Annotated in this window: 23 protein-coding genes; 5 read left to right on the forward strand and 18 right to left on the reverse strand. The window is 52.2% G+C overall.

Going from position 1 to position 24,575, the window contains the following annotated elements; translation table 11 throughout:
* The first annotated feature begins 549 nt into the window (after window positions 1-549).
* On the forward strand, window positions 550-942 hold the full coding sequence (locus ACO0LM_RS26195) for a hypothetical protein (RefSeq protein ID WP_423041475.1): 393 nt from the start codon (window positions 550-552) through the stop codon (window positions 940-942).
* A gap of 94 nt (window positions 943-1,036) precedes the next feature.
* On the opposite strand, the gene ACO0LM_RS26200 is transcribed toward ACO0LM_RS26195, so the two are convergent.
* On the reverse strand, window positions 1,037-1,387 hold the full coding sequence (locus ACO0LM_RS26200) for a hypothetical protein (RefSeq protein ID WP_423041477.1): 351 nt from the start codon (window positions 1,385-1,387) through the stop codon (window positions 1,037-1,039).
* A 78-nt stretch (window positions 1,388-1,465) separates the two neighbouring features.
* Here ACO0LM_RS26200 and ACO0LM_RS26205 point away from each other — a divergent pair, with 78 nt between their 5' ends.
* The 3 genes from ACO0LM_RS26205 (at window position 1,466) to rpmG (ending at window position 3,192) form a co-directional block, all read left to right on the forward strand.
* Window positions 1,466-2,242, forward strand: a complete 777-nt coding sequence (locus ACO0LM_RS26205; protein WP_423041479.1) for a sigma-70 family RNA polymerase sigma factor — start codon at window positions 1,466-1,468, stop codon at window positions 2,240-2,242.
* 520 nt (window positions 2,243-2,762) lie between these two features.
* Complete coding sequence (gene rpmB / locus ACO0LM_RS26210) at window positions 2,763-2,999, forward strand: 50S ribosomal protein L28 (RefSeq protein WP_186947587.1); 237 nt, start codon at window positions 2,763-2,765, stop codon at window positions 2,997-2,999.
* 25 nt (window positions 3,000-3,024) lie between these two features.
* Window positions 3,025-3,192 carry a 50S ribosomal protein L33 gene (gene rpmG, locus ACO0LM_RS26215; RefSeq protein WP_110257750.1) on the forward strand — a complete coding sequence of 56 codons (168 nt, stop codon included), beginning with the start codon at window positions 3,025-3,027 and terminating at the stop codon, window positions 3,190-3,192.
* 77 nt (window positions 3,193-3,269) lie between these two features.
* Here rpmG and ACO0LM_RS26220 read toward each other — a convergent pair whose 3' ends face one another.
* The 8 genes from ACO0LM_RS26220 to ACO0LM_RS26255 form a co-directional block, all read right to left on the reverse strand.
* Window positions 3,270-3,725 carry a chromate resistance protein ChrB domain-containing protein gene (locus ACO0LM_RS26220; protein ID WP_423041481.1) on the reverse strand — a complete coding sequence of 152 codons (456 nt, stop codon included), beginning with the start codon at window positions 3,723-3,725 and terminating at the stop codon, window positions 3,270-3,272.
* A 1-nt stretch (window position 3,726) separates the two neighbouring features.
* The gene (locus ACO0LM_RS26225; RefSeq protein WP_423041483.1) at window positions 3,727-4,641 is read right to left on the reverse strand and encodes a Fe-Mn family superoxide dismutase; all 915 of its coding nucleotides are present in this window, start codon (window positions 4,639-4,641) and stop codon (window positions 3,727-3,729) included.
* 16 nt (window positions 4,642-4,657) lie between these two features.
* On the reverse strand, window positions 4,658-5,827 hold the full coding sequence (locus ACO0LM_RS26230; protein WP_423041485.1) for a chromate transporter: 1,170 nt from the start codon (window positions 5,825-5,827) through the stop codon (window positions 4,658-4,660).
* Between the two features lie 2 nt (window positions 5,828-5,829).
* Window positions 5,830-6,771 carry a chromate resistance protein ChrB domain-containing protein gene (locus ACO0LM_RS26235; RefSeq protein ID WP_423041487.1) on the reverse strand — a complete coding sequence of 314 codons (942 nt, stop codon included), beginning with the start codon at window positions 6,769-6,771 and terminating at the stop codon, window positions 5,830-5,832.
* A 125-nt stretch (window positions 6,772-6,896) separates the two neighbouring features.
* A complete protein-coding gene (locus ACO0LM_RS26240) occupies window positions 6,897-8,165 on the reverse strand; it encodes a TolC family protein (RefSeq protein ID WP_423041489.1) in 1,269 nt (422 codons plus the stop codon).
* Entirely contained in the window at window positions 8,162-8,464 is a 303-nt protein-coding gene (locus tag ACO0LM_RS26245) for a DUF3240 family protein (protein ID WP_423041491.1), read from the reverse strand. The genes ACO0LM_RS26240 and ACO0LM_RS26245 overlap by 4 nt, the downstream gene beginning before the upstream one ends.
* Window positions 8,457-11,561: an efflux RND transporter permease subunit gene (locus tag ACO0LM_RS26250; RefSeq protein WP_423041493.1), complete on the reverse strand. Its 3,105-nt coding sequence runs from the start codon at window positions 11,559-11,561 to the stop codon at window positions 8,457-8,459. The genes ACO0LM_RS26245 and ACO0LM_RS26250 overlap by 8 nt, the downstream gene beginning before the upstream one ends.
* Entirely contained in the window at window positions 11,561-12,733 is a 1,173-nt protein-coding gene (locus ACO0LM_RS26255) for an efflux RND transporter periplasmic adaptor subunit (protein ID WP_423041495.1), read from the reverse strand. Before ACO0LM_RS26255 ends, ACO0LM_RS26250 begins: the two co-directional genes overlap by 1 nt.
* A 221-nt stretch (window positions 12,734-12,954) precedes the next feature.
* Here ACO0LM_RS26255 and ACO0LM_RS26260 point away from each other — a divergent pair, with 221 nt between their 5' ends.
* Complete coding sequence (locus ACO0LM_RS26260) at window positions 12,955-13,167, forward strand: hypothetical protein (protein WP_423041497.1); 213 nt, start codon at window positions 12,955-12,957, stop codon at window positions 13,165-13,167.
* A 21-nt stretch (window positions 13,168-13,188) separates the two neighbouring features.
* On the opposite strand, the gene ACO0LM_RS26265 is transcribed toward ACO0LM_RS26260, so the two are convergent.
* The 9 genes from ACO0LM_RS26265 to ACO0LM_RS26305 all read right to left on the reverse strand — a co-directional run bounded on the left by ACO0LM_RS26265 (window position 13,189) and on the right by ACO0LM_RS26305 (window position 24,574).
* Window positions 13,189-13,572 carry a hypothetical protein gene (locus ACO0LM_RS26265; protein WP_423041499.1) on the reverse strand — a complete coding sequence of 128 codons (384 nt, stop codon included), beginning with the start codon at window positions 13,570-13,572 and terminating at the stop codon, window positions 13,189-13,191.
* 49 nt (window positions 13,573-13,621) lie between these two features.
* Complete coding sequence (locus ACO0LM_RS26270) at window positions 13,622-16,939, reverse strand: response regulator (RefSeq protein WP_423041501.1); 3,318 nt, start codon at window positions 16,937-16,939, stop codon at window positions 13,622-13,624.
* An 81-nt stretch (window positions 16,940-17,020) separates the two neighbouring features.
* Entirely contained in the window at window positions 17,021-17,923 is a 903-nt protein-coding gene (locus ACO0LM_RS26275; protein ID WP_423041503.1) for an MCP four helix bundle domain-containing protein, read from the reverse strand.
* Between the two features lie 448 nt (window positions 17,924-18,371).
* Window positions 18,372-19,097, reverse strand: coding sequence for an ANTAR domain-containing response regulator (locus ACO0LM_RS26280; protein ID WP_423041505.1), 726 nt, complete (start codon window positions 19,095-19,097; stop codon window positions 18,372-18,374).
* A 210-nt stretch (window positions 19,098-19,307) separates the two neighbouring features.
* On the reverse strand, window positions 19,308-20,486 hold the full coding sequence (locus ACO0LM_RS26285; protein ID WP_423041507.1) for a DesA family fatty acid desaturase: 1,179 nt from the start codon (window positions 20,484-20,486) through the stop codon (window positions 19,308-19,310).
* A gap of 169 nt (window positions 20,487-20,655) precedes the next feature.
* On the reverse strand, window positions 20,656-21,954 hold the full coding sequence (locus tag ACO0LM_RS26290) for a mechanosensitive ion channel family protein (RefSeq protein WP_423041509.1): 1,299 nt from the start codon (window positions 21,952-21,954) through the stop codon (window positions 20,656-20,658).
* 78 nt (window positions 21,955-22,032) lie between these two features.
* Complete coding sequence (locus tag ACO0LM_RS26295) at window positions 22,033-23,292, reverse strand: RsmB/NOP family class I SAM-dependent RNA methyltransferase (RefSeq protein WP_422989692.1); 1,260 nt, start codon at window positions 23,290-23,292, stop codon at window positions 22,033-22,035.
* A 144-nt stretch (window positions 23,293-23,436) separates the two neighbouring features.
* A complete protein-coding gene (purN, locus tag ACO0LM_RS26300; protein ID WP_423041511.1) occupies window positions 23,437-24,042 on the reverse strand; it encodes a phosphoribosylglycinamide formyltransferase in 606 nt (201 codons plus the stop codon).
* A gap of 109 nt (window positions 24,043-24,151) precedes the next feature.
* Window positions 24,152-24,574 carry a barstar family protein gene (locus ACO0LM_RS26305; protein ID WP_422989688.1) on the reverse strand — a complete coding sequence of 141 codons (423 nt, stop codon included), beginning with the start codon at window positions 24,572-24,574 and terminating at the stop codon, window positions 24,152-24,154.
* Window position 24,575 lies beyond the last annotated feature (1 nt).

A 24,575-nucleotide genomic window follows, 5' to 3' on the forward strand; every position in this document is an offset into this window, starting at 1 on the left:
CCAGGTTGCCATTGGCAATATTGACGCTGCTTTGCTCGCCGGTCTTGCCCTGGCTGGCGGAACCGAGGTTACCGCGCTGGCCCAAATTGCTGGAGGACGTTAAGTTCAGGCCTGTGCTGTTTCCGCTGACGATCGCTACCATGTAATTGCCTTTTAAAGTTCACACTAATTATTTATACGACAACATTGTTGTTTCTGTCTCATGTGTCGTTTCATAAAGAACTTATCCAAACATTGGAGGAATTGTTTAGGTGGAATCGAAAATAATTGGCAATTTCATTTATTATTTTGAATTTTTAATTAAATCCGATTTATATATCAATAAATACTAATTAATACAGAACAAACCATGGCACCGCGTTCCTGGAAATTTGGCATATAAAAACAATATGATTACAAATTACTTAATGCCATTTCCCCTTGGAAATAGTACGATAGCAACTTTTATTGGTTTTGCGCGCAGAGGATGTGGCCAGGAACTTCATGGCAGGCTTCAGCAATCTGCTGCAATGATTCAACATTCAGCTCCCAATAACCTGAGACAACAAAATGAAAATTCAAAGCACCAGACAACTGGCGGCAATGATACGAAGTCAAATGAGTTCCGCACGAAAAGCGAGTCAGTCTCAAGGAGAACCTAGCGACAACGCGAAAAAAGGAAACTTGCGTGCGAAGAAGAGTCAGGCTCCCGCCCAAAAAAATGTGGGTAGTTTGATTGTGCAAAAAGTGGCGGAAATCCCGCTGGAAGACCCTAACCGACGACGCAAAACTTTCAGGGTGTTTTTAGAATCCGTCTTGCTGGATGAATTAGGCGACGTTCTGGTGGCTGATCCCAGATTTTTTCAGATGGTGGACCACATTCAGGATCAGATGGAAGCAGATGAAGAAATTGCGCCGGTCATTGAACAGGCGATCAATTTATTGTTGGTACCCACAGAATAACAGGCTCACAAGCCTGTTGCTCACCGCTTTATAGTCAGCCCCCCTTTTTTTATTGTGGTTCACCCACATTGCACCACACAAAATTTGTTTCTTTTTAATCATTTTTTTGATTATTTTGTTTTTGATACGTGATCAAAAAACAAGTGCAGCTACACTTCAAACCATCAGTTAAAAATAAATCAGTAAAAAAATAATTGTAAGTATCAGCTAAGCACTCACTACGCTGAAAATAATAAAAAGCAATCTTCCTAAAAATTTCCCCCTCACTCTGCGCACTCATGACCAGAAAAACCTGCGGACAGGATGTGGCGTTGACAATTGCATTGCCAAAAGCGGCAAGCTTCGAGAGCACAAATGTCATAGGCAAGCTGCCTTTACCTTTAATATCCGGCTGTATACCATCTGAATCTGGTGTGATGTTGCAGACTGGATGCATGACGCCCACTTCTTGCCTGCGGATCGCTGAAGTAGCGCCCTGTATTTTGATGATGTCACCCGGCTTTGCTCGGTAGCAATCGGCACAATGACAGACAGGGTATTTTCCGCTTTAGCGCAAGCGTCTGACAACGATGCCGAAGCTGCGCTTTGGCAACGGTGGCGTGACGACGCCGACATACAGGCACGGGAAGACCTTGTCGCCATTTACCATCCCTATGCAAAAACACTTGCTGCATCGCTGTACGCAAAGCGGTTTAGCAATGACATCCATTTCGAGGAATACCAGCAACTTGCCCTGGTTGGTATGCTTGACGCCATGGATCGTTATGATCCGCAGTTGGGTATGCAGTTCAATACCTTTGCCGGTTCACGCATACGCGGCACCGTGCTGGATGGCATTGAAGTTTTCTCGGAAAGGCAACAGCAAATCACGGTTCACCAGCGTCTGAAATTGCAACGACTACAAGCCAGTAAAAAAATGGCAGAAACGCCGGACGACACGACGACAGATAGCGACGATGTTTTCCGTCGTCTGGCAGATGTGGGGCTGGGTTTGGCACTTTCATGGTTGCTGGAAAACAGTGGCATGGTTGCGGAGATGCAAGAGCGTATCACCGAACCGACACAATACCAGCGAGTAGAGCTAAAACAATTGCAGAAACAAATTCAAGCTCGGGTTGATCAGCTTTCGCAACAAGAAAAGAAGGTGATTCGCTATCATTACCTGCAGAATATTCCTTTTGAAGAAATTGCCGATATCTTGAAATTAAGTAAGGGACGGATAGCGCAAATCCATCAATCCGCACTCAGGAATCTAAAACAAAAGCTCTTGGCAAGGCGCGACTTTGAACTGGTTTGTTAGAACGTGTTTACGATCTTACTACGCGAGCGTGATCGGGGCTCATGCGCTGCTCAAAATGCTCATGTACTTAAGTACATTCCGCTTTTTGCGCTGCTCTTCACTCCCGCTGACGCTCGCTCGCTACAGATCGTAAACACGTTCTAAGATGGCCATGGTCTCAGGGGCTTTGTATCAGTTAGCCATCACGTCGGGCGTGCGGATGCTTCATCGTGGCGAATCTCAATATGTATTCTTTTGCTGAAAACGGCTAATTCTGAAGTGATTGTTTGAAGAGCAGACTGTTTGTTGTCGCGGCACTACGCTGTTTCCTGATCTGTCGCTGACAAGGCTGAAACCGGACTTTTCAGACGGAAAGCAGGTCTGCTGCCTGTGGAAGTAGCAGCTTTTCCCCGGTCAAAATCAAATTGTTAAATTAATTTTTTAAATAAGACACATTTGTTTTTCGCAAGTCGTTGATAATTCATGGAATTTTGTTTATACTTGCGTTTTTCCAATTTCGGAATGCACTGAGGAGTTAAACATGGCACGTGTCTGCCAAGTGACTGGGAAAGGGCCAATGGTTGGCAATAACGTTTCCCACGCTAATAACAAAACAAAACGCCGCTTTTTGCCTAATCTGCAAAATCGTCGCTTTTTCGTAGAATCAGAAAACCGTTGGGTTTCTCTGCGTTTGTCCAATGCTGGTCTGCGCGTCATTGACAAAATCGGCATTGATGCTGTTTTGACTGACCTGCGCGCTCGCGGCGAAAAAGTTTAAGCTAAACTATAGTTAGGAAAATATCATGGCTAAATCTGGTCGCGACAAAATCAAGCTGGAATCGACTGCTGGTACAGGTCACTTCTATACAACCTCCAAAAACAAGCGCACTATGCCTGAAAAAATGGAGATCATGAAGTTCGATCCTAAAGCACGTAAGCACGTCATCTACAAAGAAACCAAAATCAAGTAATTTTGCTTTCTGAGTAAGAAAAAGCCCTGCAATGCAGGGCTTTTTCATTTTGGTCATCGTCATCGCAGCAACACGCATCATGTCATGGCTGGTGGCCATTGGTGACTTTCTGCCTGACAGCTTTTACACCATGCATACAGGGCGTCATACATGACCATTCCCTGTTTCAGCATCTCATGATCATCACTGAAATTCTGCGACAAGCCCAGTGACAGCGCATACAGCCCTGCCGATTGTGGCGTCAAATCCAGTCGTGAGGTGTCGGCACCACGAACAATCACTGCCAGTTGTTGCAGCGCCGGGTCGCTAAGCTGGTATTTGTCGAGGAAGGCATCAAAACTGCACAATTCACCAACGTGTGTCAGTTCCACACCGGGGATATCATAGGGAATGGCACCGGTTCTGGCGGCAATGCCGGTAATCTCACTGGCACGGACATATAAAAATTCTGCTGTCTTGTCGATAAAACGGGCAACCAGCCAGGGGCAGGCGATGCGGTCTATCTTTGGACGTTCTCTGGTAATCCATTGCATGTCAACTCTCCTTTGCCTGTAAAGGTAATCCTGCGGCACGCCAGGCTTCTATGCCGCCGATCAGGAAATGCGCATCAAAGCCACGCGCACGCAGGGACAAGGTAGTTGACCTGCCGATGTCGAGTCCATGCACACAATAAATTAATACGGGCTGTGCCGGGTTGAGGTCTTTACTCCATTCCCCCACATGGGAAGGGTCACGCCACTGGGCTTGTGGCAATATATCTTTTCCAGCAGCGAAGAATTCCGGGCGGCGCACATCGATGATGCGGGCGTCCTGTGCGATGTCGCTACTTTCTGCAACATCGATACCCCAGGTCGCTGCATCAGCAGCCACTGCCGCACCATAGCGTCGATAAATACGGTCCCAGTCTAAATTCTGCATGAAGGAATCCACATAGGCTGCTGCTTTGGCACCAAAGTCCATGTGATAGGCATGTTCATACATATCCAGCGCCAGCAAAGGTGTGGCCCCTGCCAGCAATTGTGTATGGTCGCCAGCCCAGTGATTGATCAAGCGCCCTTCCCGCGCCGACCATGACAACAATGCCCAGCCAGAACCGCCACCCATGGCCTTGGCCAGTGATGTAAATTCAGTCTGCCATTGGGCGACAGAGCCAAAGTCACGCTCCAGCGCACTGGATAAACCGCAAGAAGGCAAGACACCGTTCCCACCCAGCGCATCAAAATACAGTTCATGCAGATAGGCTGAATTGGCGGCAATCAATTCTTCCCGCTTCAGTCCATTGACTGTAAACACGGGTGTCGCGGCCCAATCCAGCGTCGATAAATGGCGGCGTAAGGCATTCAAGCGTTTTACCGCACCGCTATAGTTGTTTTCGTGATGGCTGAGTATCAGATTGCTGCTCAGCCCCTTGAGTTGTGTCAGGTCCAGCGTCAGCGGGCGTAATGTCATGTCCATGTTTCCACCTTTAAGTATGGGAAAGTAGCGGGTAAATCAGCAGGCCCAGCAAGGCCGCCACGGCGACGATGACAGGCTCCTGCAATTTCTTGAATTTCCACAACAGCGCGATGGTGACGAGGGCAATTGCGGCAGTGGGTATGTCGATGATAGAGCGCCTCGCAATCACGATCACAGAGCCGGCAATGGCACCGATGGCTGCAGCGGTAATGCCATCCACAAAGGCCAGCACACCCGGCACCTTGCCGTATTTCTTGAAATAAGGTGCGGGGATAATGGTGAACAGATAGCAGGGCAAAAAGGTCGCCAGTGCAGCAACGCTGGCACCTGGCAAACCGGCCACCAGATAGCCGATAAAACCAACCGTAATCACCACCGGGCCAGGAGTGATCATGGCCACCGCCACGGCATCGACAAATTGCTTGTCAGTCAGCCAGTGATGTTCGGTCACCACGCCACCATATAAAAACGGCACAATCGCCAGACCAGAGCCAAATACAAAAGCACCCGCCTTGGCAAAGAACACGGCAATTTGCGTCAGCAGCGGCACGTCCAGCATTCCAAACATCGCTGCCATCAATGGCAAGGAAACACCGACCGAGTTCAACTTATTCCGGTTCAGGAATTTGGGTGGGGCACGCAACAGCCAGACCAGCACACCGGCTGCGATAAACAGCCAGGCAATTTCAGATTCCGTAATCACCGTCACCGCAGCCAGCAATAGATAGATTGCCCACAGCAATTTATCCTTGCCCACACTTTTTTCCGTCAGCTTCCTGGTACTCATGACGATGATGCCGATGACTGCTGCACCCACACCATAAAACACCGACTGCATCCAGGATAAACCGCCATACAGCACATACGCCCAGCCCAGTGCCACTACCATGAAAAAAGACGGCAGCACAAAGGCAATGCCAACCAGGGTCGCCCCCACGATGCGGTAATGCACATAACCCAGATAGATCGCCAGTTGTGCGGCCAGCGGCCCGGGGGCCAACTGTGCCAGCGCCAGCCCTTCTTTATAATCAGCCTCGCTGATCCAGTTGCGCTCGCCAACCAGATCACGATGCATGTAACCGACCAATGCAACCGGGCCGCCAAAGCCCAGTGCCCCCAGGCGCACAAAATAGGCGATGAGTTGCCACAGCGTGTAGCTTGCAGAAGGCATGGCAGACATGGTCAGATCTCCTTTGGTGATATTTTTTGGAACGATGCCAGCAAGCCGTCGAACACGGCACTGGCTGCCGCCAGTAACTGGTCATCATCGGGAATGGCGGCGCGCATGCCCGCCAGTACACTTTCTATACCCACTGATTCGGGTGGCTGTACCCCGCCCACATCCAGGTAATGGATCAGGGCCGCCAGTTGCTTTAAGGCTGGGGTCTCCAGCGCAAAGCTTTCCAGCAACACTTCGAAGCTGACGCGATTACCCACGTGGCTGAAACTGGCACCGTCAAAGTCAAAACCCAGCGCATCTGCAGGACAATCGTTGGGAGATGCCAACCACAATATCTGGGCATGGCTATCAATAAAACGACGTATCAACCAGGCACAGGCCAGCCGGTCGACCCAGGGGCGACAACGGGTTGCCCATACCCGCCCCTGATAGGCAGCGATGGACAGTTGCGCTATCTGCGCATGGACGGCATGGGGTTCATCCGGTGCCAGTACACGGGCAATCTTCAATTCCAGCTCTTGCAAGGCGGCATCGGCCTGCGCTTGTGCCGCGCCGGGGAAAAAATCGATTTCTGCCAGACTGGCAAATGCCTTGCGCAGCTTGCGTGCCTGCTTGATACCTTCCGCCAGGGTGTCGGCAGTCATGGCCTGGTTGGCCACGGCGATATCGGCCAGCAGGCCGGCGTAATCTTCATTGCGATCAAACAGGCTGGCGAAATGTGCCTGCTCTGGCTCTTCTACCCGCAGCACAGTGGCAGAACCACCACCAGCTGACACATCGGCAGCAATCGCCTCCAGCGCTGCACGGCAGGGGGCACGCTCCGGCATCAGGTAGACACCGTCGCGCAAAACAACCGCCCCCGTGGCTTTCAGGCCACGCCATGCACGCATCCTGACGGTCGCGTTCTCTGTTGGCAGGCTGATAATCAGTAATATCCATTTCATGAAGTAGATTATTCTACTAATTTGTAGAATAGTATACCTTTTTTTTGATATTTTGAACTGGATAGCAAAATCATGCCGGCTTGGGCTGGCGGCCCTCTCCCAAGCCCCCCGGTTAGTCTGCTACCCTATTCATGATCCAGATCCCACACCAGATGTGCATCTACCAGCAATAAGTAGTAAGCCATGCTGGCCGCGACCTTGGCGCCAAGTGCATTTTGTGCTGCCGACGTGGCCTGGCGTCTGGCTGCCAGCAAGGCTTGCAACTCCACTTCCCCCAGGGCATAGGCGCGCTGTACCAGTTTGGCATTCGTCTGCGCTGCGGCCAGGCTGCTTTCAGCCAGTTGCTGGCTTTCGTAATATCCTTCGGCATTCACGATGGTGGCGTTGATGTCGGCTGTCAGTTGACGCTTTCTGAGCTCCAGTTCATGCCTGCTCATCGTCGCCAGATGGCTGGATTTGGCAGAACGCTGGCTGCGTATACTCTGCGGCCCCACTGATCCCAGCGATAGTGGAATGCTGATGGAAATACCCGTCACCCGCTCGCGCCCACCCACCTCTGACGACGTGAAGACACCGACAGTAGGGTCAGGCGTTTGCTCGGCACGACCCCGTTCTGCATGGGCTTGCGCCTTGTCAAACTGTGCGATGGCTATTTTTAATTCATCACTTTCACCGAGGATGCGTTCACGCCAGAAACTGGCTTCCTGCCTGACCTGGACAGCGGTCGGCAAGCGATTGAATTGCCGGTCAAAGTTGGGGAAGCGTGCCTGCAAGCGTCCCCAGGCAATCTGCGCCTGCGTCCTGGCGTCGGTCTCGCTGCGTTTTTGTTCCGCCAGTTCAGCTTGTGCCAGGTTCAAATCCAGCCTGGCGACATCCCCTGCCTTGACGCGTTTTTCGACAATAGCCAGATTCTCCTGTATCGACGCACGATGCTGGCTGGCCAGTTGCAATGCCTGTTCCGCCGCCAGCCAGTCCAGCCACAGCTTGAGCAAATCACGGGCAGTTTCGTGCAGGGCTTCGCCATAATTTGCCTCGGCCTCGGCCAGCACGGCCTTGCTCATCTTGCGATCTGCTGCCGCCTTGCCGGGCAGGCGTATGCCGCGTTCTATGCCGGCATTCCATTCACGATAAGTGGATTCATGTTGAACCGCACGCCGCTGGGCGGTCACTTTTGCGGTCCACTCATAGGGGGATGCTTCCAGCAAGCCGGCTTCCTGCCGGGCGGCTTCCAGTCCGGCCAGTGTAGCGCTGACGCTGGGGTCTTGTTCCAGCAACGCCCGCACTACGGGCGTGGGTAGCAGGCCTGGTGTTTCCGGCGTGATCGCCTGACTGCTGGCTGATTGCGAGGCAAACAACAGGCTCAATACACTGGTGATAAACAATACGGTTTTCATACAATTTCTCCTGCTTCTATGACCGGGCTGACCCAGTAACGCAAACCAGCACCTGCAAATTGTTCTTGCAGGCAGGACAGCAATGCCGCCTTGCCCTGCGCTGGCAACAACACCTGCACCAGCGTGACGAAAGAGCGCCCCATCACTTGTTCGCTGGCGCTCATGCGTTCATGCGACATGCCGTGGGCGGCGGTGGGTGTGCTGGTGAACAGGCTGATGCCCGGGAACACCAATAAACTGTCGAGTAATTTTTCTTCCAGCCTAGCCGGACACAACAGGTTTACACATAATTCAGACATGGGATTTCTCCTCAATAGGCGTACTCTCGGTGGGTTTGGCAAAAGCAAAACGCGCATACAGTATGGGTAGCAACATCAGCGTCAATGCCGTGGCCGTAATCAGGCCACCGATGACGACGATGGCCAGAGGCCGCTGGATTTCAGAACCGGGGCCGGTGGAAAACAGTAGCGGTATCAAACCAAATGCGGTGATGGACGCCGTCATCATGATGGGGCGCAGGCGGCGACGTGCGCCCTGGATGACGACCTCGGCCAGTGCCATACCTTCTTCCAGCAATTGATTGAAATAGCTGACCAGGACCACGCCATTCAAGACCGTGATCCCCAGCAGGGCAATGAAGCCCACCGACGCCGGCACCGACAGATATTCACCGGTTAGCCACAGGGCCAGAATGCCACCCACCAGCGCAAACGGAATGATGGATAAAATCAGCAAGGCCTGACGGACGGAACGGAAGGTAGAAAACAGCAAGACAAAAATCAGGCATAGCGCCACCGGCACCACCACCATCAGACGACTGGCTGCACGCTGCTGGTTTTCAAATTGCCCGCCCCAACGGATGTGATAGCCGCTGGGCAAGGGCAGCTTTTTGGCGACCTCTGCCCTCGCCTCTTCTACAAAACTGACCAGGTCGCGTCCACTGACATTGGCAATCACGACGCTATAGCGGCTACCCATTTCCCTATCAATCTTGACCGGGCCGGCGGCTCTTTCCAGTGTAGCGACGCTGGACAAAGGGACACTGACACCCTCTTTGGTGGTGATGCGGGTGGCGGCAAATTCAGCCGGCGACAAACGCACGGATTTGCTGGCGCGCAAGAGGATGGGTGTGCGGCGATTACCCTCTATCACCATGCCGGCCTGCTGGCCTTCTATCTGCATGCGCAAGGCATCCTGAATTTCTTCCACCGACAAGCCAAGACGACCGGCCTGTAAACGGTCCACCACCACGCGCAAATACTGCACGCCATCATTTTGCACGGTATAGACATCCTGATTGCCGTTGATGGTTTTCAGTACCGCTTCGACCTGACTGGCATAGTGGTTCAGTTGATCCAGCTCTGGTCCGAAAATCTTCACGGCGATATCTCCACGCACACCGATGATCATTTCCGACACCCGCATTTCTATCGGCTGGGTAAAGCTGTATTTAATGCCGGGCAAGGGATCAAGTACCTTGCGGACTTCATCCATCAGGGCTTCCTTGTTTTTCAGCTTCCATTCCTTGCGCGGCTTCAATAACAGGTAGGTATCGGTCTGGTTCAACCCCATGGGGTCAAGCCCGATTTCATCCGAACCGGCGCGTGCGACGATGCCCGTCACTTCAGGAATCGCCTGCATGATGGCTTGCTGGATTTTCAAATCCAGTGCGGCGCTTTGTTCCAGGCTGACAGAAGGCAGCTTTTCTATGCCGACGATCAGATCACCTTCATCCATGGTGGGCATGAATGTTTTACCCACCTGGGTATAGACCGCACCGGCACCAATCAGCATCACGATGGCAAGCAGCGCTACCACTTTCTGTTGGCGCATGGCCCAGTCCAGCAAAGGTTCGTACAGGCCCAGCAATTTGCGTGGTAGCCAGGGTTCTTCGTGTTTAACTTCACGCAGCAGATAGGAAGCCAGCACCGGTATGACCGTCAATGACAACAGCAGGGACCCTGCCAATGCAAACACGATGGCCAAGGCGACCGGACCAAAAAATTTACCTTCCAGACCTTCCAGCGTCAGCAATGGCAGGAACACCGTGATGATGATCAAAATACCCGATGTCACCGGCACACTTACTTCACGCACAGCACGATAGATGCTATGCAGACGCGGCAACTTGCCCGCAGTTGGGTCGTGGGCCAGACGTTGCACGATGTTTTCGACCACCACCACGGCAGCATCCACCAGCATACCAATGGCAATTGCCAGGCCGCCCAGGCTCATCAGATTGGCTGACATGCCAAACAGGCGCATGAGGATGAAGGTGATCAGTGCAGCCAGCGGCAATACCAGCGCCACAGTCAGCGCAGCCCGCACATTCCCCAGGAAAAAGCCGAGCAGGATCATGACAATGACCGTGACTTCGAGCAAGGCCGATGATACTGCCCCTACCGCCTTGTCCACCAGTGCGGCACGGTCATAAAACACTTCCAGACGCACGCCTTTTGGCAAGCCTGGTGTCAGCTCGGCGATCTTGTTGCGTACCCCTGTTACCACCTGCTGTGCATTGGCACCGGCCAGGCCAAGTACCAGGCCTTCTACCGCTTCGGCCTTGCCACTTTTGGTGACGACACCGTAACGTGTCATCTCCCCTATTTTGACTTCGGCCACGCTACCCAGGCGTAGAGGATGATTGTTCTTGACCATCAACACCACGGCACGCAAATCTTCCAGGGTATTGATACTGCCTTCACTGCGCACCAGCAAGACTTCATCGCCTTCGCCCAGGCGACCGGCACCATCGTTGCGGTTATTGGCACGTATGGCTTCCTTCAATTGGGCAATGCCGATGCCTGCTGCCGCCATGCTTGCCGGATCAGGTATCACTTCAAAAGCACGCACCACACCACCGAGGGAATTAACGTCCGCCACACCCGTCACCGTGCGCAAGGCAGGGCGAATGACGGTATCAAGCAGGCGCCTTCTTTCAGCCAGGGGCAAGTGATCTGCCTCAACGGTGAACATGAACATTTCACCCAGCGGGGTGGTAATCGGCGCCATGCCGCCGCTGATACCGGCTGGCAGGTTTTCACTGATACCGGCCAGCCGCTCACTGACTTGCTGGCGTGCCCAGTAAATGTCGGTACCATCTTCAAAGTCGATAGTGACATCCACCAGACCATACTTGGTGACAGAACGCAAGATGCGGGTTTTGGGTATGCCCAGCATCTCTACTTCTATGGGTACGGCGATCCGGGTTTCGACTTCTTCCGGCGTCATGCCGGGTGCTTTCATGATGACTTTGACCTGGGTACTGGATACGTCAGGAAAAGCATCAATCGGCAATTGCTTGAATGCCAGCCAACCGGCACCGGCCAACAATAAGGTCATCAGCAAAATGAACAGCCGCTGTGACAAAGAAAATTGTATGAGGCGGGCTAACATCAGCTACCTCCTTTTTCACCGAGCCAGGAACCTTTGAGGGCGATCACACCGCTGACGGCGATCTTTTCATCCGCCTTCAATGGCGCCTGTGCACCTGATGTACCTGATGTACCTGATGTACCCTGTGCACCTTGCGCACCCTGTATGCGCACGCGCTGTCCTGCACTGCTGAGTACCCTGACTGCCCGCGCTTCAAAACCATCTGCCGTGCGGACAAACACCAGCGCCTGCGCCGCATCATAGGCGACGGCAGCCAAAGGCACATCGAAGCTGTCGCCACCCGCACTGTGGGCCAGCGGCAACAGTACGGTCACCAACTCACCTGGCCGCAAATCTGAATTGCCATCCACCTCGGCACGCAGGCTGACCGTCTGGCTACCTGCAACAACCATCGGGCTGATACTGACGATATGACCGGTAGCCGTGCGTCCCTGTACCTGTAATTTACTGCCAGCGCGCCAGGCTATGGCATCCGCCAGTGGTGCCTGTATCTCCAGCAACAGACGGTCGGTCTGTGCCAGGTGCAGCAAGGCCATGGATGGGTCCACCCGCTGACCGGGCTTCACTTCCATCTGGGTGACGATGCCAGCCCGGCTTGCATGCAGGGTCAGGCCATCTTCCGGTTTGCCGGAACTGGCGATGCGCTCTATACTGGCAGTTGACAGACCAGCCAGACGTAATGCGGCTTTAGCCTGACTCAATACAGCTTCGCTTTCGGCCTGTGCCGCTTGCGATTCCTGCACGCGGCGCTGGGCAATGATGCCTTCATCGAACAAGGCTTTTTCACGCTGGGCAGCCTGACGGGCCAGCGTAGTGCGGCTGACAGCCTGCATCAGTTGCAATTGCATGGGCCCCAGTTCCTGACTGCTGATACGCAGCAAGGGCGTGCCCTGCTTCACCTGTTGATTAGCTTGCACATATAACTGTACGACCAGGCCGGTCAGCGGTGAGCTGACGATCTGTTCGCGATGCGAAGGCACGGTGACCTGGCCGGGCAGGCTTAAGGTCAGCGCAGCGGCATCGCGTTGTAATGGTTTGACCTGAATATTCAGGGCCTGCATTTGCTGTTCCGTTACAGCAAATCTGGCTGGCCTTTCGGCGGCCAGGACAGGGAGAGCGGATGCCACTGCCAGCGCACAGAGCAAGGGCGCGAAGAAATTTCTGTTTGTCATGATTCATTCCCAAATATTGCATAGGACGATGCGCCTGAGACGGCATCGGAGAGATCAAATAGATCAGATTGATCAGATTGTTAGTGCAAGCGGCCGCACAAAGGCATGCGCAAACCAGGTGGCATTAACGTCATCGATAGATCGATTGGAAGAGTCTGGCGTGTACAGGCAAGTATTTGCCTGCAGGTCCTTGAACGTGTTTACGATCTTACTGCGCGTGCGTGATCGGGGCTCATGCGCTGCTCAAAATGCTCATGTACCTGAAGTACATTCCGCTTTCTGCGCGGCTCTTCACCCCGCTGACGCTCGCTACAGATCGTAAACACGTTCTTAGTAACCAGGCAGCAGCAGAAAATCAGCAAACGGAATCATTTCCATTCGCAATTTTTACTGAATTGCATACCGCATTGCATGCCGATATGCTGCCTGAATAAAACTGGAAAACCAAGGACGGCTTACGCCAGAGAGCGCTCGTCGCAAGGTGGACGATAAGGGGTGTCGTAGGTGGAGAATGGCAGGGTTTGTGGAGTAAAATACCAACTGGCAGCACTTGCCAACGGTGCGTGAAAAGCCAGCAGGGATGTGGTATCAGGGAAAAACTGCAGATGGTCTACCGCATGCAACATCTGATGTTCTACCGTCGCCCGCTCGGCGTCCTGGCTGGCGTTTTTATCATGCAATAAAAACGCATGCTGATGGGAAGCAGCACTCACCTCAGGGCGGCCATCGTGTTCAAGTTCATGCTTGATCCGCGTTGAACTCAAATTCCATGCGCCAAGGTTCATCATAAAAATGACGAGCATCAAAATTGCCAGGCGCTGGATGAAGAGCTTACTCATGGCCGGAACTTTAACATACTTGACATCGCTTCGTCATCCCCGGCGCGCATCAGATGTTATTACTTTTTTTCAGCTTGGCCAGCAAATGCGGCAAGAATTTTTCTGTCTCGGTTTCCAGTAACTGAAAATGCTGACCAGCCTTGTCCAGGTCCCCTTCCATCGCGCATAACTCCATTTTCCCTGCGCATTCAACAATTGGCGTCGCCCCAAAGTAAGCGATGATACCTTTCATCGTATGGGCAGCGCGCTGGGTATCCTGCAAATGGCCGACACCCAGCGCATGGGCAATGTCAGCGATTTGCATGGGAATATTGCTGAGTGCCAGTTTGCCAACGATTTCCAACACCTCCTCTTCGGTTTCATCCAGGGCGCGGGCATAATCAAAATCAGGCAAAAGCGGTACGGCATCGCCAGGTATCATAGTATTTTCCTTATCGAAGGTTTGCTGTTTTAATACGCTTGCAATACAGTCCATCAGTTTCTTCGCTTGTATGGGCTTGGACAAATACTCATCCATCCCTGCAGCCAGGCAACGTTCCTTGTCACCTTCCATGACATTGGCAGTCACGGCAATGACGGGCAGATGGCCGCCATGCGTCGCTTCTCGCGCACGTATGGCCATGCATGCCTGTATGCCATCCATGACTGGCATTTGCACGTCCATCAGCACCAGATCAAATTTTTCTGTTTCAATAAGACTTAATGCTTCTTTGCCGTTGTTGCAGATCTTGACGCTATGCCCGGCATTTTCCAGACGCCTGGCTGCCAGTTGCTGGTTGATCAAATTATCTTCGGCCACCAGGACAGACAAGCTTTTGGTGAACCATGGCTTGCTGTCTGGCTTAGCCAAGGTGCTGGCGGTATCATCTCTGTCCATGCCGAACGCGTGCATCAGCGCGGTACTCAAATCATGTGGCCTGACAGGCTTGTTCATGTACAGTTCTATGCCTGCCTTGCGGCAGCGATCAGCATCAGCACTCACAATGGCAGAAGTCATCATGATGATTTTTGGCGCCAGCGGTGGTATCACTTCCGCCATTCTTGTTCTCAGTGCAAAGCCATCCATGTCGGGCATATGCGCATCCAGCAAGACCAGGTCGTAGGCGCTACCGGCCCGCCGGGCGCGCCCCATCTCATTCAAGGCTTCCTGGGCAGTTTCTGCCGTGACTGGTTGAATCCCGATTTTTTGCAAACAGCTGACCAAAAACTGTCGGTTAGCTGGACTGTCATCCACCAGCAATACCTTGCGATTGGGCAGACTAACAGGTGTCGGCATTAACTGGCTCGGACCGCCTTTCATGAGACGCACGACGAAATGAAACGTGCTGCCATGTCCCGGTTCGCTTTCGGCCCAGATGCGGCCCTGCATCATCTTCACCAGACGTGAAGAGATGGATAAACCCAGCCCGGTACCGCCATGTTTCCTGGTGATGGATTTATCCAGCTGGGAAAATGAATCAAAGATACTGGCTATCTTGTCTTGCGCGATGCCAATGCCGGTATCAGTCACTTTAAAATGCAATAGCACATCACCGCCTGGCAATGCATCCTGCCTGACATGTATCACCACTGAACCATGGTCGGTAAACTTGATGGCATTGGTCACCACATTAAATAAAATCTGGCGGATGCGGGCTGGATCACCTTTCACGGCATGGCTGCGCACTACATCGATATCGGCAACCAGTTCCAGACCTTTCTGTTCTGCCGGTATGGCCAGCGCCCTGACCGTCTCATCTAACAGGGAAGGCAGGTCGAATACGACACTTTCCAGTGCCAGCTTGCCCGCCGCCATCTTGGATGAATCAAGAATATCGTCCATCACGGTCATCAGTGATTCAGCCGATGACTTGATCATATTCAGATACTGACGCTGGTCGCGATTCAGGTTGGTATCGAGTACCAGATCAGTCATTCCCAGGATGCCATTCATGGGTGTGCGGATTTCATGGGACACGGTTGCCTGGTACAAGCTGCGGGCAATATCTGTTTCCGCGGCCATTTCTTTTACCGCCTGCAATTCTTCTTCACGCTGCCGTTGTTCTGTGACATCCAGCACGATACCGGCCAGATAACTGGATTGATGCGCTGCGTCCTGTATGATTTCTCCAAAGGCCTGTATCCAGCATTCCCTGTCATCTGTTGGCCGGACGATTTTGTATTCACAGCTATACCTGCCCACTTGTACTATGGCTTCGGTCATGATTTTACAGACGGTAAGCCGATCTGCAGGCGACACCACCTGCAGCCAGTTTTCAAAGGTTTTTTCAAAACCAGAGGGCAAGCCAAAAATGCCGGTCATGCTGTCAGAGCAGTTAAACCTCATGCTCTCGATATCCAGCGAATAGCTGCCTGTTTGCGCCAGCTCTTGCGACTGGCGCAAGATGGTTTCTTGCTGCGATAATTGCTGCGACAGGTGCTGTTGCATCTCATCCTTGGCATTCAATGCTTTATGCAGCATGCCAAACAACAACATGGCGCACAAACTGATAAGGGTGGCACCGCCCAGTACCTCATTTCTGTGTGCGACATACGGCGTCAATACCTTGTCAACTGATTCACCAACTAAAAATGTCAGTTGATATCCGGGTAGGCGGTTGTAAGCGTAAATGCGCTCAACATCATCACTGCTGGCTAAACGATGGAAGTTTCCAGACAGGCTGGGCGCTGCCAGGGATGCCAGGGATGTCAGCAAACGGGTATCTATCACTTTCCCCAGCATGGCTTCAGCAGCGGGATAGCGTGCCATTAACTCACCATTATCGCGCAGCACGGATACTACTACTCCTCCGGACACATTGAATTTCTTGGCAAAAAAAGTTAATTGCTCAGGGCTGACAGATACCACCAGCACGCCATCGAACTTGCCTTGTTTTAATAGGGGCCGGGTAAATTGCAAGGACCATTTGTCGGACAGGTTTTCTTTCACAGGTTTACTGATGAAAAGTGTGTCACTGTCAGGCGTGTCCCTGTGCACACGAAAATACTCGCGCATACTCAGGTCCATTTTGTCCCTCTGTTTGGACAGGCTTGAAAACTGCATCATGCCATCTTTGTCCAGCACCGCTACCTGGAAAGACATATCTTCCAAATTTTCCTGGCGACGCAATACCAGGTCTGAAAATTCACGGCCGTTGCCATTCCAGACATTGCGCATGTCCATCAAGATTTCGTCGACGCGTTTAACCACGGACTGTGCATAGTCGGCAGATACCTGTGACTGCAGGTTGGTACGCAAGTTCGCCTGTTCCAGATAGTGGGTACGACTGCGTATCAGGTCATAGGCCACCAGGCTCCAGGTCAGCAACAGCGTCAGGCCGCACATCAGTATCAACTGATGGCGAAGGCGTTTTTTTGCTGTTTTCATAGTCGATGCTCCACCAATTTCACTCATTGCAGATGATTTAAAATTATTCGTCAGGTTCACAAAACAAAATCTGGGTTTTTCTCATTCATCTGTTTTAACTCCGGCAGCAGAAAAACGATTTTCCTGCGTCTGCTGTCCAGTTTGTGCTGCCTTTTTTTTCTTGTACTCATCCAGGTAAACAAGCATGCCGGTAGCAGTTTTTTCTCCGTGGTCGTAGTGCACCTCTGGTGTGGGCATATGCTTGAGATCATCGTCCGCTGCATCAGGGGGAAGCATCGCGGCATCCCCGAATGGATGCTGGAAGTTGCGAGAAGAAAAATAAGCCAGCAATGCACTGACGGTGCAGATGGTGAGGGCCAGGATCATGATCGTTATCAAGAGCCTGGTGCTGGCGACCTGCCTTGCTGTTTCTTCTGCCATGGCCGTCATGCGCCCTGACTGAAACTTAAACAGCTTGTCGACGTCATCCGTCAGATCTCTTTGCACGGGCCACAATTGATTCAGCAACAGCTCTTGCGCCAGTTCTTTTTCACCCTCACGTACCAATGACAGGAAGCTGGAAGTCATCAACAAAAATTCTTCTCTCGCATTGACAGTTGCATGCAATAGTTCCCTGCCCTTGGCTGAATTGACTGTCTGGTTCAGGGTTTCCAGGGATTTGCCTATGATGCGATTGCTTTCTTCGATGCTGGCATACTCTTTCTTGAGAGCGAGGGCATCTGTCGTCAGCAAAATACTGCGCATGTTTCTGGTGATTTCACCCAATTCATCTCTGATGGTATGCGCCAGTACAATTTTGGGATAACGGTCATTCGCAATGCCATCAATATCAAGCGCCAATTGATTCACTCGCATATACGAGAGGCTGGTCAGGATAAGCAGCAAGCCAATGATCACGCTGAAAATCAGGCCCCATTTTTGGCCAGTTTTCATGTTTTTGAGATTCATTTTCACCGTAGTGAGGAGTTGAGTCGCTGTGAACATTGCTGTTCCTTTCAATCCGCTCACGCTGTGATGCGTAAGACAAAACATGGTTCGTTTGCGCGCAAGACATATGCATGCGAGATAAAACGACACTATGTGATCAGGGAAAGGCGGCGGTTCTGGGCCGGTAAAACTGTCTGCAAGTCGCAGTAGATGGGCGACAACCGACAGCTGTCGATGTGGCATCTCATGACGGGGGAGTGGTGATGAGATCGCATATATGGTTAACAATCTGTGAACCTATGCGCCTGTGCTACATCGTCTTAACTACAGGATAGCTTAAAATTTCCGTCGGGCAATCAAGGGAAACAAGATTTAACCTTCATCAGGGCTTAGGCAAAATCACCACAACCGTCTTACAACACTCGCTTTTTCTCAAGCCTTGCACTTATTGTATTGCCTTCGCCACGCCCCTTTTTGCAGTGGCAATCTTTCATAAACTATAATTTTAATTGGATAATTTATTGTCATTGAACAGGTGCTTGAACTGATTGATGGTTTCTTCTGCCTTCAATAATTCATCTGCCACTTCATGGATAGTCCTGCGATTGGAGCGTGCATGGTTACGCAATACTTCAAAAGCGACTTGCCGGTTGGATTGGAATTTTGCCATCAGCAAACCGACTGCCATGCTGGTCTCGCGCCCTGTAGCCAGGGCAGAAGTCAGGTTGACTTCATTTTTTTTCAATTTCTTGATTTCATTGGCACGGGCCAGGCTGGCTTCAAATGTAGGGACGATATTTGCCACGTCGACTGGCTTGACCAGATAACCGACCGCACCATATTCGACGGCCTGCTTGACGATTTCGCTATCCGAAGTGGCCGACAGGAACATGAAGGGCACAGTAGTATCACTACGCAGATGTCCTGCCAGATCCAGGCCAGACATGCCAGGCATATTAATATCGAGCAAGGCAATATCCGGCTCTTGCATCAGGATCACATTCAATGCATCTTCACCGCATTGCGCCTGAACTACGTCGTAACCGGCATGCTCAAGAATACTGCTCAGCAGCGTGAGTGTGAAGGGGTCATCATCTACCAGCAGTATCCTGCTTTTTGCTTTGACAGCGGCAACCATACCAGGCCTTTCCTGTTGTTCGTGCAGTTGTTCGTGCAGTTGTTCGTGCAGTTGTTCCTGCTTTAGCGCAAGATCAGGCAGGATGCAGAGCATGCCTGATATAAACTCACTCTAGCAACAAACTCAGCAGTAGAAAACCATTAGTTGCGGCACTGATGATATCCAGGCTCCCTAGCCACCATTGTTAACTATTTTATACACAGACTATCCTGCACCTGCTGACGCGACAAATACTGAAAGAAAAAAAACGGCACCGAAGTGCCGTTTTTTTGAATTTGCAAAGCTACTGCACGCCGTCAGGCATTACGCGTATGTACGCAGCCTTAAGGAAAATTCACGCAGGGTGTGGATGCCGGATGCTTCGGCACGTACGCACCAGTCTTGCAGTTGCTGTACCAGTTGCTCGCGGCTGACGGTGGAGCGTTCCCAGATCAGGCCCAGTTCCACGCGCATGTCGTGCATGGTTTTCAGGGCGCGGCTATGGGCCAGCACTTCAGACAATTGCTGCTGTTGCGGCGCTTCGAGCTTGGTTGGCTCGCGTTGCAGCAATTTCTTGGTGGACTTCAGCAGATGCGCTTCCAGCATGGCTTTTTCGCGCAAGCTGGCAACCTCATCACGCCAGGTGCGGCGCAAGGATTTCGCATACTTGGCCATCACGTCATAACGGTTGGTGATGACGGCCTGCAGGGTTTCCAGGTCAACCACGGATTTGATTTCGGCAAACTTCGGTTCCGGTGCCACTTTCTTGACCTTGGCCAGACCGACGATTTCCAAACTGCGGATATACAGCCAGCCGATATCGAATTCATACCATTTGGAAGACAGCTTGGCAGAGGTGCCAAAGGTGTGGTGATTGTTGTGCAGCTCTTCGCCTCCGATCAGAATGCCGATAGGCAGGATATTGCGCGAGGCATCGGTGCAGTCATAGTTGCGATAACCCCAGTAATGGCCAATACCGTTGATGATGCCGGCAGCGGTGACAGGTATCCACAACATTTGCACAGCCCAGACGGTCACGCCGACCACGCCGAACAGGATGAAGTCAATAATCAGCATCACGGCCACGCCCTGCCAGCTGAAACGGGTATACACATTACGTTCCATCCAGTCATCCGGTGTGCCATGACCATATTTTTCCATGGTTTCCAGATTTTTGGATTCAGCGCGATACAACTCTGCGCCTTCGAGCAAGACTTTCTTGATACCGCGCGTGACCGGGCTGTGCGGGTCTTCTTCAGTTTCACATTTGGCATGGTGCTTGCGGTGAATCGCGGCCCATTCCTTGGTGACCTGGCCGGTCGTCAACCACAGCCAAAGACGGAAAAAATGACTAGGAATGGCATGCAGTTCCAATGCACGGTGAGCCTGGCAGCGATGCAGGAATATAGTCACACTGGCAATGGTGATATGCGTCACTACCATGGTGAAAATAAATACCTGCCATCCTGTAGCCCGGGTCAGGCCATTAGACAGAAAATCCATTACTGTATCGATAAAAGTGCTCAAAATGACATGTACTCCATTGTTATTGACGGCATCTTGGTTGATTTCGCAAAAACGATCAACCTGTATCCATTATAGACATCGGACGGCATTGTACGCCGGTTTAGAGGATGTCTCCCAATTTTAGAACTAATTTTATTGCCTGACCTCAAGTTTCTTGAGGTGGATTGTTAATTAAGGTGATAACCCTGTGCGCATACGGCAAGACGACTTCCTGTTCCTGCAAAATTTGCCACAAGGCACGGTTTACACCGGACATCACGCTGGAGCGACCGTTTTCTGGGTCACTGATCCAGAAGCCGACGCGAATCTCAAAACCGTCAGCGCCAAACTTCATCAGATAAGCTGACGGTGCCGGTTCGTCACACACACGCTCCACTTTAGCAGCGGCTTCGCCCAGCATAGGTAAAATCTTGTCAATATCGGTCTGGTAATCAACTGTCAGGTCGGTCCACATGGCAACCGTGCGATCACTGAGGGAATAATTCTGTACCGGGGTCGATACCAGCATTTCATTCGGGATCACGGATTCGCCGCCGTCCTGGCCCTGCAAGACGGTGTAGCGGGTATTGATCTGGGTCACGCGCCCGCTGAATTTGTCGACCGTGATCATGTCACCGATGGACATGCTGCGATCCAGCAGGATGATGAAGCCGGACACATAGCTGCTGGTAATTTTTTGCAGGCCAAAGCCCAGGCCCACGCCCAGCGCACCGCCAAACACCGACAGCACGGTCAAGTCTATGCCAACCAGGGTCAGGCTGACGAGGATGGCCAGCAAGATCAGCACGGCCCGACCCACGCGTGACAGCACCACTTTGAGTGAAGTATGCGCATTCGGCAACTTCATCAGGCGGGCTTCCAGCGCCGCACTGGCCCACATCGCCACCACCACCGTCACTACCACTGACGTAAATGCCTGCAAGATGGTGAGCATGGATACCTTGTTCTTGCCCAGCGGCAGGCTGACATCATCAAGGGCGGCAAACAATTCCTGCCACAACCCGGTGAAATGCAAGACCACGCCCAGCCAGACCAGGCCGGCAAACAGCTTTTCAAACACAGTCAGCAGGTTGCCAATATATCCGTCGCGGGCAAACGTCCTGCGGACGACGTAAAAGCCAAAACGTATCAGTGCCAGTGAACCGATGATGGGGACCAACAAGGTCAGCAGATAGGTATGCTGCCATTTACCTAAAATCACTTTGGCAATCAGTATAAAAATCAGGGCCAGTGCCGGTGACAGCACCCGGGTGAAACTTTCCACCCCCAGCTTGACGACATCAGAATCGGTTTCTTTGGTCGTCACACCACGCCTGAGCGTGCGTGACAAGACCCAGGCCAGGCCAACACAAAACAGTACAACGCCTACCTGCCAGTAAAAATCTGGCTGGCCCACATCATTCGATAAATCAGACAATAAACTGGCGAGTAGTGGCGTGCTCATGGTGCGTGCTCAAGAGTGGATTTGGGATGCATCCCTGCCCTGTTGAATCGTGGTCAGGGATGCCGGTGATCAGACTTATCAGACTTTGTTGCGTTCCATAATGGCGGCAAAGAAACCGTCCGTCTGGTGCAGGTGCGGATACAGTTTCAGGTAGTCGCCCATTTCCAGCTCGACTTTTTGTTCTGCCAATACCTGGGATGCAGGTACCAGCGTGAAGTCAGCGTGTTCAGCCAGAAAAGCCTGGACGATGCCTTCGTTTTCTTCATCAAGGATACTGCAGGTGGCATAGACCAGACGGCCACCCGGCTTCAGCATGCGCGCTGCACTGGCGAGGATGGATGCCTGCTTGACATTGAGTTCAGCCACGCCTTCCGGGGTCTGGCGCCATTTGACATCCGGATTACGGCGCAAGGTACCCAGACCGCTGCAAGGTGCATCCACCAGCACGCGATCGAGCTTGCCTGCCAGGCGTTTGATCTTGGCATCTTTTTCATGCGCGATCACCACTGGATGCACATTCGACAAACCGCTGCGCGCCATGCGGGGCTTCAGCTTGGCCAGACGTTTTTCAGAAATATCAAAGGCGTACAGGCGACCGGTATTGCGCATCAATGCACCCAATGCCAGAGTTTTGCCACCGGCACCGGCGCAAAAGTCTGCCACCATTTCACCGCGCTTGGCACCGACCAGTTGGGCCAGCAACTGACTACCCTCGTCCTGCACTTCTATCGTGCCATCTTTGAACAAGGGCAAATTTTGAATCGACGGTTTTTTTATTACACGCAAACCCGTACTGGAATACGGCGTAGGTTCGGCAATGATGGGGGCCTGCGCCAGAGAGGCGATAACCGTATCGCGGTCGCCCTTGATGGTGTTGACCCGCAAATCCAGTGGCGCCGGGGTATTGAGAGAGATGGCCAGTTTCAGCGCATCTTCTTCGCCAAAACGTTCCAGCAATTTGGTCCATATCCATTCAGGCAGGTTGGCCTTCATGATCAGCGGCAGGTGCGTGCGATCAATTTCCATCACGCGTTGCAGCCAGGCGGTTTCATCTTCAGTCAGACCACCAAGGGCATCGACACCGACGGCATCGACCAGGCCCAGCAGGCTGAGACGACGCATGGGTGAACCTATGCCGGATTCGGAAAAATTGGTGTACACCGATTTATTGCGCAACAAGCCATAAATAGCCTCCGCAATCACGCCACGTTCACGTGAACCCAGGCGTGGGTGATCACGAAAATAACGCGACAAAGTGCCATCTGCCGGACCGGTAAAACGCAAAATCTCACGCAATACTTCTTCCGTGTTGACGAGAATGGCTGGAGGTAATCTCATGCTGCTTCCTTCTATATGCTGATATGACCCGGATGGGTCTTGTTACTATTTTGGACTGCCAAAAAACAGCCCCAGCGGCTTTGCCGCCCCTGGTTCTGACAATTTTGTGCAGGTCCAACTACTAATTTTACTGATTAAAATGCATCAATCACTGATACGGACACGATTGCCTTCTATCCGCAATTTGCCTTCGACAAATTGCAATACGGCACGCGGATAAATCTGGTGTTCCTGCTCCAGCACGCGGTGTGACAGGCTGTCTTCGGTATCATCGTACAGTACCGGCACAGCGGCCTGGGCGACGATGGGGCCATGGTCCAGCTCGGCAGTCACAAAATGCACGGTCACACCATGCAATTTAACCCCGGCATCGATTGCCTGCTGATGCGTTGCCAGGCCGATAAAGCTGGGCAACAGGGAAGGATGAATATTCAACATCCTGCCGGCATAATGTTCGACAAAACCTGCGGTCAATATCCGCATGAAACCCGCCAGCACCACCAGGTCAGGGGCAAATTCATTAATCTTCGCCTTCAATGCAGCATCAAATGCTTCACGCGAGGGGAATTGTTTGCTGACAACCACAGCCGTCGGTATGCCACGACTGGCCGCATAATCCAGGCCACCGGCATCGGCGCGGTTACTGATCACGGCAGCGATTTGTGCCGGCCATTGCTGTTTTGCGGCAGTTTCAACGATGGCTTGCATATTGCTGCCACGACCAGAAATGAGGATAACAATCTTTTTCATGGCGGCATTGTACCGCTGACACAGGGTAAGCCCCAAATAAAAATGCCGACTTCAGCTAGTCGGCACCATGTCACCTACCTGCAAAATCTGGTATTTATTGGGTGTTTACCTACTCAAATGAGTAAAAAACCCGGAAAGCGACCTTTTTTTCCGCCCAAAAATCGGCAGCATCGCGGAAGACATCGAGCAGGGTTTCTCTTGCTTCCCTGTCAAATTTTTGCGTATTTGGCAATTGCTCAATCACCACCACAAAGCCCGGTTGCGCACCGGCCTTGTAGATCATATCGGTCAGGCAGTCGGACAGCGCATCAAAATTCCGGCAAAGTGGTTTGGGGAAACCAAAAGATAAGGCAATCTTGCCCAATACCTGCTGCTTGGTGACGGCGTCCAGGCAATAGGCATACAGAAAGTGCTGACCCAGCTTAGCTGCCTCTGCCTGCAGGTCAGGCACGCGAAAAGCCCGTATCGACTGCACGACATTTGGCGTCACCGTTGCCAACAAACTCGTTTCTCCCTCTGTTGCTGAGATCATA

The sequence above is a fragment of the Undibacterium sp. Di26W genome (genome assembly GCF_049340265.1).
Classification (GTDB): domain Bacteria; phylum Pseudomonadota; class Gammaproteobacteria; order Burkholderiales; family Burkholderiaceae_D; genus Undibacterium.